Below are 10,153 nucleotides of genomic sequence, written 5' to 3' on the forward strand. Positions count from 1 at the left end.
TTATTTTAAGGAATTTAACGCCAAAGCTAAAGGAAAAACTTGCCCAGAACCATTTTTTCTTAATAAGGCACTAACAACAGTAAAAGTCCAACCTGAATCGATAAAATCATCAATCAAAAATACTGCATCATTTCTAATTTTATCTTGGTCTATGACAAAAACACCATCTAAATTACGAGCTTGTTGATAGCTATTATTCATGGTTTTTTGGGGAGGATTTTGTTTAACTTTCGATACCACTGGCAAAAAAGGAATCCCCAATTTATCCGCCACTCTTTGAGCAAAATTGGGTACTAATTCCGTTCGTTTTAAAGAAGGTACACAAGTTATCCAGCCAGGTAATGGTTTTGGTTGCCAACGTTTAATCATTTCTACTGTAGCATCCACTAATTGTTCATCAAAATAACCCGTTTTGTATTTTCCATCTTTAACTAAGCTACCCCAACCAGCATCTCCCCACAAACATAACGCTCTACCTTCCTCCGCTTGTAAATCAGTTTTAATATTACCAGAAAAGCCATACTGAGGAAAAGCTCCTGCCAAAGCCCATCTCTTACGAGGTTCAATTTTATAATCGGTACGGCGAAGATATTTAAGTGCTTCACTCAAAAGTAACGGGGAATAGTTAATGGGTAATAAATCCTGATTTAAACATAAGCTACATTTACCGCAGAAACTAGGATTTTGATCATCTAAAGCAGACGCAAGGAAAAACATCAAACAACTTTGACTATTCATATAGTCTTGCATTTGTTTTTGCTCTTGATAACGAATTTGCTTTAAAAGTTCTATTTTCTGAGTATCAATGTAATAATTAACAGGAGTAGCATACCATTTAGAACCCTGTTTCGTAATGGGTGAGGGAGAGTCTAACGTCAACAGTTTCAACACTTTGTCAATTTTCCCATGAGATAAATTTATTTTTTCTTGTAACTCATATACAGATAAGCCATTACTAGCTTGATTTAAAGTATCTAAAACTAATTGAGTATGAGCAATAGGAGGAAAGGCATTTTCAATAAAAAAATTTGCTATCTCATCATCTTCCTCACCACCAAGTAATATTCCGTAGGCTTGTGATACTGCTCTACCAGCCCTCCCAACTTGCTGATAATAATGTACTACTGAGCTAGGGCGTTGATAATGAATAACAAAAGCTAAATCAGGTTTATCAAAACCCATACCTAGGGCAGTAGTGGCAACTAAGGCTTTAATTTCATTATTCAATAACTGATTTTCTAAAGTTTCTCTTACATTGTTTTCTAATTGAGAGTGATAATATTGAGCATTAATGTTTTGACTTACTAACCAATTAGCAACGTTTTCAGCATCCCTAACAGTTAAAGTATAAATAATTCCACTACCTTTTATTTTGGGTAAATTTTCGGCTAACCATGCCATTCGTTCAGCAGGGTTATGAAGTTGAAAATTTTGTAATTGTAAACTTTTACGAGTTAAATTTCCTCGAATAATTTCTAAACTAGAGCCTAATTGAGCTTTTATATCATCTATAACTCGATTATTAGCGGTGGCTGTGGTTGCTAAAATGGGAATAGTGGGGGGTAAGGCTTGTAAAATCCTCACGATACGGCGATAATCTGGGCGAAAATCATGCCCCCAATCAGAAATACAATGAGCTTCATCTACCACAAATAACCCGATTTTTCGAGATAGAGGTATTAAAATATTATTCCTAAATTCTTCATTTGCGAGTCTTTCAGGGGAAATTAATAAAATATCTATCTCATCAGCTAATAATTTCTGTTCTATTTTCTTCCATTCATCAAAATTAGTCGAATTAATGGTTGTGGCTTTTACTCCCATTCTTTGGGCGGCTTCAATTTGATTGCGCATTAAAGCTAATAATGGAGAGATTAATAACGTTACTCCAGCTCCCTGATTTCGTAGTAATTTAGTAGAGAGGAAATAAACTAAACTTTTTCCCCAACCTGTACGCTGTACTACTAATAAACGTGATTTTGTCTTGATTAATTTAGTAATTGCTTCCCATTGTCCTTCACGAAATTGGGCATTAGGATTATTAAGGGCTTTACGGAGTAGAGATAGTGCTATTTCTTGCATTGGTATTTGAGCATTAACTTTTAATCATTATGTTTATCATATCTCGACATTTGCGACATTATCTATGATTTGATGCGAATAAGGACAATAAGAATTATACTGCCAAAATTTCAGGAGTTAAGCCTCTGGATATAGTTCGATCAAGTGTTTTCGTCCATTATTTTAGCTTAAAATCAATCTTATCTTTAACGTCAAAATAGGGAGATTCGATCGAACTTAGATGTTGTTTTTTTTCGGTGGCGGATTGATAGGCTTTCGCTACTTGAGGAGTAACGGAAATTTTAATTACTTCTGTGGTGTACATAAACTTTTGATGTTGACAGACTAAGATTCATGGTAGCAAAAAAAATATAAAAATATGGCTAAATAAAAGCCAAGAAGATGAGATTAGGTTAGTTTGTAGTGACGACTTTAGTCGTTAATAAAGCCTCTCTGTCCTTACTACGAACTTATGATATAGAGATGATATTAGGGTACAATGAAAGAGTAAATCTTGTCATTATAATTTATCTATAATACAAATTGTTAACTATCTAACAGAAAATGGTCAAAGTCCTTTTGAAAAATGGTTTAATTCTCTTAAAGATAGAAAAGCAAAACAAAAAATTAGGTTAAGATTAGATCGTGTTCAACTAGAAAACTTGGGAGATTACAAAACTCTTGGGGATGGTATTTTTGAGCTTAGAATTGATTATGGAGGTGGTTATCGTATTTATTATGGACGAGAAAATTTAACGATTATCTTACTACTTTGTGGAGGAGATAAAAGTACACAACAACAAGACATTAATCAAGCTAAAAAATATTGGAAAGATTATGAAAACCGCAGAAAGTTTAACAACTAGAAATTACCATGATTTTTTAATTGAATCTCTTTGTGATTCTGAAGAAATAGCATCTTATATTGAAACAGTTTTAGAAGAAGAAAATTGCGAACCTAAATTATTATTAAAAGTATTAGAGAATGCGATCGAAGCTCATAAAAAAATCAATAATATTTCAGAGTTAGCTATTGATAATTATCATAAGTTATATAAAGGTTTTGATTATACTAATGGGGATGAAATTTTTACTTTTTTAGATTTATTAAAAGAGTTAGGATTATCACTTTCTGTTAACGTCAAAAATAATAATTAAGAATAGAAGATTAATTGACTATAAAAAAACACTTTTATAAATAAAAAACTATGATAAATATTGAAACTAAAATATTAGAAACTTTGGGAAAAATGCCTGAATCTTTACAAGAAGAATTAATTAAACTTTAATATAAAAGAGCAATAGCCTCTCCTATTTGTTTAACTTTATTCACTAATTCAGGGGGATTAATTACCTTAACTTGCCCACCAAAACCGACAATCCATCGTAATAAATCAATGTCTTCTAATGACCATAATGGTAATTTTACTTGAAAACGATTACGAAAGTTTTTATCTCCCGTTTTTTTGAGAGTAAAAGGGGGATTTGTCTCACTATTTTTATGAAGACGGGGGGACATTTTCATTTGTTGTAAAGGGAAGCGATTTGTGCCTTCACTGATAAACTTAAAAGTATAGTCATTAAACCATAATTCTATAGTTATTTCTGCTTTACTTTTTTGTTTTCGATCGAGATATTGTCTTTGCAATTTGACATTATTACCAAGAAAGATTCCGCCACTAGCTTGATATAATTTTTGCAATTTATTTAAGGAATTTATTTGTTGCTTTTCATCTCGTGATTGATGTTGTTTTCTGCCTAAAAATAACCTGTCTAATCGATCGAACTTAAATAAACCATCATCCTTACCTTTAAAGCATTCATAGCCTAAATACCAACCGATATTATGAAATACTATTTGCACTGGATAAGCTAAAAAATATCCTTCATTGACGTTTTTTTCTTCCGCTTCTTGGGTAAATTTACCACTACCTATAAAGCGATTTAATTCTAATAATTCTCCCTGTTCGATCGACCTTTCAACTTCATCAATTCTGTTAGCTAAAGCATTATCATTAAGACTTTCTAAATCGACAATATTTTTATTATAAATTGCTCTCACAGGATAAATTTCTGGTTGAGCAATCTGGGCATTCTGTAAACGTTCTTTTAAGATTTCATATACAGATAAATCTAAAGGTTTGGAGATACTTTTTGCTTGGGCTTCTAACAGTCTAAATAGTTTAATTAATTCATTCTCAGATAAGATTCCCGTGCCAATAAAATAGCCTTTTTTCATGGTAAAATCTGGTAAAATTCCAAAGGGTTTTAAAACTTTTTCTATATCTTTACGAATACTGTCAGCACAGTTAAAGTTAATAATTCCTTGAGAGATCATAGCATTAACTAAACTTTGTAAACATCCTTCTTGTTTATTCCATGTAAAGGGATGATGAATAATAAAATTAATGGTTTTAATTAATCGCCCAAAGGCTTCAATATCTGAGTAAGGATGAGTCACTAAATCCTCAATTTCGACTCTCTCTATTTCTATTTTTTGATTAAATTTACTGCCAATAATACCAATATTTTCTAACCAAAGTAAATCTTTTTTGATGGCTTCAGTTTGTGCATAAATAGGGCTAATTTTTCTAGCAATAATTGCTGAAATTTCTTCTATTTGACTATCAAATTTAATATCTTCTCCAAAAATTTCTCTAATTAATTCGGGGTTAGATTGTGATAAATTACCGAGATTAGGATATTTAATAATTAAGCTGATGAGGTGCAAAAGTCGATCGAAATCTAGTAATCTTGAATAAGGATGAAATTTTACTTTACTATGAGCAGTGCGATTGTGACGATTAACTTGCACTCGATGTAATTTTGACAGTTGATGATTAAATTGATTAACTTCTAATTTACCATCTCGAAAAGGTATCTCATAAACCGCTAAAAAACCCTCCGCAGGAAGGGGCGGAAAATTTCTTAAAGATTGATATAAATTAGTTATAACATCATCTGGCACTGTTCGATCGCGCTTTTGATTCCATTCTAAACAAAGATTTAAAGGAGTTTTTAAATACCAACCAATCCAGTTAATATCGTTATATTTAGCTAACTGTTTCAGGAGAGAAATTCTCCACCATCTTTTAGCGTTAGTAGCATCATAAATAATGGGTTTTCCTGCTTGAATATAACTGTCAATTTGTTTAAATATTTCTGTTTCAATTAACTGCCAATCTCCTTGTATTTTTTCATCTCCAAAAAGTTGTTTTCTAATGTTATCTGTGGAGACAATTTGATAATTAGAATCTTGTTGAATAATATGATTAGCTAGAGTTGATTTTCCGCTACTTGGACAACCGATTAAAATGTGTGAAGTAATAGACATATTAAAAGTTAAGATTGATTTGACAATTGACAAACTCTTTTATAGATTTCTTGCATAAACCATTTTATTGAAATTGTTAATTTGTCGAAAATTTCAGGTTCATAATATAGCTTCCTAGCAGATGGTTTCAATTTTTTTAGTCTTTCTTCAAGCGAAATTGAACTTCCATGATCTTCTATATTTCTTAATGAGTGCATATCTTTTATAATAAAATAGTTAGTTCTTAAAATAGATTTAGTCAACATAAAATTAGGATTAATTGTTCCACAAAGTATGTCTAATGAAGCTGGAAAATTAGTTTTTAAAATAGAGTCAATTGCTTCTATAGAAACATATATATCCTCAAAGAAAAGATAATTAGATGACTTAATATCTATATTTTTACCTTCCACATATATTTGAGGTAGTTCCCATTTATTACTGTCATAAAATGTCTTAACTTGATTATAAGCATTTAAAAAGTTACTATTATTACTCTTAATTCTTTTACACTCTTGCTCAAAAAAAATTACAATTGCTGATTCAATAATTTTCCTCCCATAATTACAAAAATTCTGTACTTGTTTATATTTTCTGCATTCCGCCATTTTTTGATTATAATCCTCTAAAACCGCCCTCCGCGCATATCAAAAGAAAATCTGGCGTTGCCTAAATACAAACTTCGGGGGTTGTTGCCTTCGGGATAAACCGTGACACCAAATTGATAAATGCCACTATAAAGAGGGTTACGCGCTTTAATGGCTAATTTCAGTTTTTCTCCAGCTTTTACTGGTTGTAATAAGTTGACTGTTATTTCATTTTTTCCCTCTGTATTTAGCGTAAAATTAGCCTCAATCTCTCTTTCTTTTCCGTTAATAATAAAAGCCTTACTATCTTCAGGAAAAAAGGTAATAGTTTCTAAATTTATCTGTTGATTAATAACTACTTTCCTGAGATTATTGTCAGCATTTTCAGGTATTTCTATCTCAAAAATATAAGTGGAAATTACATCAGGCATTTTAAAGGTAGCGTTCGATCGAACTAAGCGAGGAGAATATCTAAAAAAACTAATTTCTTGAGCTAAAACTGTTGTAAATATTGATTTTTGGAAATAATTTAAGGGGATAATTTCACAAAAAAAGTAAGTAAATAAAAATAATAAAAATTTATAATATTTATATTTAATAGTATTGTTAATCATTTAATTTCAATAGACATAAAAAGTTTACATTATAACTAATATTATCTTACAGAAAATTTTAAAATTGACAGTTCAATTTATCGAACATTTTAACTAAGCTAAAATATATTGATGTTAATTTTTATGGTTGATGTATTTCAACTACGTTCAATAAACAAGTAGAATTATTAAATTCTAAAAAATAATTCTTTCCTCTTTTGTTTCCTTATTATAAAGTCGATCGATCGAGATTGTTACTTTTTACTTAAAATTTAATCATTAATAGTTTATTGGCATATAATAAAACGTAGCTTTTGTTTCCACAAGAAGAAAAGAATGGATGATATTTTTGATAGTGATATTGCTAATACCGCTCAAATACTTAAGCTCGATCGAATCTTTGTATTAAGGTTTAAGTATGATAGTTTTTTATTGTCTGATGATATATCTAAGCAAAATGCCAATGTAGAAAAAGTTTATGATTGGCAATTAAATTCTTTAAATATTACCGAAAATAACATTATTACCTATCGACTATCAGAATCTCCTCTTACTTATTACGGTTGGCAAAAAGCCCCAGAAATTATCAAAATTAGCAGTAAAAAACAATTAAATAATCTCAAACTTGATTACGATATTAACGAAATTTTTGATTTAGAAAAAATAGAATCATTACTTATTATTCCCTTAACTCATCAAAGAAATATTAGCAATTATAAACCATTGATATTAGGATTATTAGTCATGGAAAACTATCAACCTAGACGATGGCATATAGGGGATATAGAAACAGGAAAATGGATGGCAAAACAAGTTACGACAGCTATCATTAATCAACAAACTGTCGCTAAAGTTCAATCCTTAGTCGATGAAAGAACAAGTCAACTACAAGTAAGTCTTGATGTACAAGCTAAATTAGGACAAAAAATGCGAGAGTATATTCAAGAATTGAAGCGTTTAAATAAGATTAAAGATGAATTTATTGCTAGTTTAAGTGATGCCTTAAAAACCCCTTTATCTAATATGAAAATGGGGATAAAAATGCTAAAATTAATCAATAAAAATGATGCTATTATTCGTTATTTAAACATTATCGAAGATGAATGCGAAAAAGAAATTAATTTAGTGAGTAATCTTTTAACTTTACAAGAATTAGAGTCGAATAAATTAACCATTGAATCTCAAAAAATATATTTACAACCCTTATTAGATGACTTATATAATTCTTTCTCTCAAGAGTTACATTATCAAACAATCCATTTAATTATTGAAAAGAAACAGGATTATCTTTATACTGACTTAAATAGTATCACTCTCATTTTAAAAGAGTTACTGCGCAATGCAACTAAATTTTCTGCCCCCCAAACCGATATTACTTTACAAATTTATAACCAAAAGTCTGATAATATTATTGAAATTAGTAATTATGGATGTACGATCGAACCGGAAGAACAAACCTTGATTTTTCAACCATTTTATCAAGGTAAGTCTGTAGCGAATGTTACCAATAGTGGCACGGGGTTAGGATTAGCTTTGATTAAATCTTTAGTACAACATTTAAACGGTACTATTACTGTTTCTAGTATTTTTATCGAATATAATAACTTGTACAAAAACACTTTTACCCTTAAGTTTCCAATGGAATGAATGAGAGCTTTACCTTCTAATTTATCATGGGATTATCACCATTATTCTCCCTTACAACGTCAATGGGATATTGTCCTAACTTTTTTACAATTTGCGGTATTAATTTTACTAGATTTTCTTAGGGGTAAAAACTCTCCCTCTCAACATCACAAAAGAGCGAGATGGTTAACCGTTAAACTGATAAAATTAGGACCAACTTTTATTAAAATTGGACAGGCTTTATCCACACGTCCTGATTTAATTCCCTTAGAATATGTAGAAGAATTTAGTCAATTACAAGATCGAGTTCCTCCTTTTTTATCAGAGGAAGCCATTAGAGTAATTGAGTTAGAATTAAAAGATAAATTAGATAATATTTTTAATGAATTTGAACGAGTACCCATTGCTGCTGCTAGTTTAGGACAAGTCCATCGAGGGCAATTAAAAACAGGAGAAAAAGTTGTTATTAAAGTACAAAGACAAGGTTTAGAAAAATTATTTAACCTCGATTTTAAAGTATTAAAAAGTTTAATTAATTTTCTCGATCGATTTGTACCTCGTATAAGAAAGTATGAATTAAAATTAATTTATCAAGAATTTTTTGAAATTTTATTTGCAGAAATTGACTATATCAAAGAGGGAGAAAACGCCGATTTATTTAGATATAACTTTCAAAATGATGAGCGAATTATTGTGCCTAAAGTTTATTGGGAATATACAACCAAAACAGTCCTCACATTAGAATATTTACCCGGTATCAAAATCAATGACAAAGAAACCTTAATCGAAAAAGGAATCCCCATTAAACCCTTAATTGAATTGGGAATTTGCACCTATTTAAAACAACTATTAGAAGACGGCTTTTTTCAATCCGATCCTCACCCCGGTAATATGGCTGTAAATCCAGACGGCTCAATCATTTTCTATGACTTTGGGGCGATGGCACAAGTGAAGGGATTAGCACGAGAACAGATGGTACAAACGTTCTTCGCTATGTTGCGCAAAGATACAGAGCAAGTGTTAGATACTTTAATTTATATGGGTTTAATCGAACCCGTCGGGGATATGACAGCGATAAAGAGGTTAATCAGTTTTTTGTTAACTCGCTTTTTGGATAAACCTGTGGATATTAACGCTTTTCGGGAGATTAGTGCGGAAATTTATATCATGTTTGAGCAACAACCCTTTCGTTTACCGCCTCAGATGACGTTTATTATTAAGGCTTTAACTACCCTTGACGGTATCGCTCGTACTTTGGACTCTAACTATAGCTTACTCTCTGCTAGTCAGCCATTTTTTAGACGGATTACCCAAACTACTTCACCTAATAATATATTATTGATGATTGCTCGTCAAGGTAGAATTTTAATTCAACAAAGATTACAAAAACCTTCTCGTTTAGAAACCACTGTGAGGGATTTTCAAGGCAAACTTGAAGATGGAGAATTACAATTACGGGTTCGTTCTTTGGAAGGGGAAAGAATCGCTCGGAGTATTTATTTAGCCGTCAAAGCCCTAATTTATGCCTGTTTAACGGGGTTTTCTCTCCTGAACGCCATCCTTCTTGTTTCTACTATTTATCACTCTTTCTCGGTCATTTTATTTGGTCTGACAGGCTTATTTACCTTCTTTTTGGTTCGATCGTTGATTACCTTGAGTGTAGCAGAAAAAATGCGCTAATATTGTCTTAATTTTCTCTATGGAATGAAGATTAAATAAAATAGACAAGTTTGATGTTAGAGATTGCTTCGTGACCTCGCAATGACGATAAACTTTAGTAAGTTATTAAATTCCCATTCCTATACTAAATTTTATGCACAATGTAACTAACTACTTACCAAACTTGCGGTTGAAACTCGTTAGAATTAATAATAGTCATATTTTCCCCTGATGGAGTCATAACAAATAAACCTTGACTATAAGCATAATTAGCAACTTCATCCGTTACTACCATCGCTGCCACTGCTCCCAAT

General features: G+C 31.1%; 9 protein-coding genes. 4 read left to right on the forward strand and 5 right to left on the reverse strand.

The window, feature by feature from the left end:
* Positions 1 to 2,082 carry a RecQ family ATP-dependent DNA helicase gene (locus tag ACN4EE_RS12950; RefSeq protein ID WP_431706872.1) on the reverse strand — a complete coding sequence of 694 codons (2,082 nt, stop codon included), beginning with the start codon at positions 2,080 to 2,082 and terminating at the stop codon, positions 1 to 3.
* 157 nt (positions 2,083 to 2,239) lie between these two features.
* Positions 2,240 to 2,386, reverse strand: coding sequence for a hypothetical protein (locus ACN4EE_RS12955; protein WP_431706873.1), 147 nt, complete (start codon positions 2,384 to 2,386; stop codon positions 2,240 to 2,242).
* 217 nt (positions 2,387 to 2,603) lie between these two features.
* On the opposite strand from ACN4EE_RS12955, the gene ACN4EE_RS12960 reads away from it, so the two are divergent.
* Entirely contained in the window at positions 2,604 to 2,927 is a 324-nt protein-coding gene (locus tag ACN4EE_RS12960; RefSeq protein WP_431706880.1) for a type II toxin-antitoxin system RelE/ParE family toxin, read from the forward strand.
* Entirely contained in the window at positions 2,899 to 3,219 is a 321-nt protein-coding gene (locus tag ACN4EE_RS12965) for a helix-turn-helix domain-containing transcriptional regulator (RefSeq protein WP_431706874.1), read from the forward strand. The genes ACN4EE_RS12960 and ACN4EE_RS12965 overlap by 29 nt, the downstream gene beginning before the upstream one ends.
* Before the next feature lie 127 nt (positions 3,220 to 3,346).
* On the opposite strand, the gene ACN4EE_RS12970 is transcribed toward ACN4EE_RS12965, so the two are convergent.
* Genes ACN4EE_RS12970 through ACN4EE_RS12980 form a run of 3 tightly spaced genes read right to left on the reverse strand, consistent with a single transcriptional unit; the run spans position 3,347 to position 6,575 of the window.
* Positions 3,347 to 5,395, reverse strand: coding sequence for an AAA family ATPase (locus tag ACN4EE_RS12970; protein WP_431706875.1), 2,049 nt, complete (start codon positions 5,393 to 5,395; stop codon positions 3,347 to 3,349).
* An 8-nt stretch (positions 5,396 to 5,403) separates the two neighbouring features.
* On the reverse strand, positions 5,404 to 5,982 hold the full coding sequence (locus ACN4EE_RS12975; protein WP_431706876.1) for a hypothetical protein: 579 nt from the start codon (positions 5,980 to 5,982) through the stop codon (positions 5,404 to 5,406).
* A gap of 17 nt (positions 5,983 to 5,999) precedes the next feature.
* On the reverse strand, positions 6,000 to 6,575 hold the full coding sequence (locus ACN4EE_RS12980; RefSeq protein WP_431706877.1) for a DUF2808 domain-containing protein: 576 nt from the start codon (positions 6,573 to 6,575) through the stop codon (positions 6,000 to 6,002).
* Between the two features lie 315 nt (positions 6,576 to 6,890).
* Here ACN4EE_RS12980 and ACN4EE_RS12985 point away from each other — a divergent pair, with 315 nt between their 5' ends.
* Both ACN4EE_RS12985 and ACN4EE_RS12990 read left to right on the forward strand, forming a co-directional pair.
* Positions 6,891 to 8,201 (forward strand): sensor histidine kinase, encoded by a 1,311-nt coding sequence (locus ACN4EE_RS12985; RefSeq protein ID WP_431706878.1) that lies wholly within the window; start codon positions 6,891 to 6,893, stop codon positions 8,199 to 8,201.
* On the forward strand, positions 8,202 to 9,860 hold the full coding sequence (locus ACN4EE_RS12990; protein ID WP_431706879.1) for an ABC1 kinase family protein: 1,659 nt from the start codon (positions 8,202 to 8,204) through the stop codon (positions 9,858 to 9,860). It abuts the gene before it with no gap.
* Positions 9,861 to 10,153 lie beyond the last annotated feature (293 nt).

This window comes from Geminocystis sp. CENA526 (assembly GCF_050753365.1).
GTDB lineage: Bacteria > Cyanobacteriota > Cyanobacteriia > Cyanobacteriales > Cyanobacteriaceae > Geminocystis.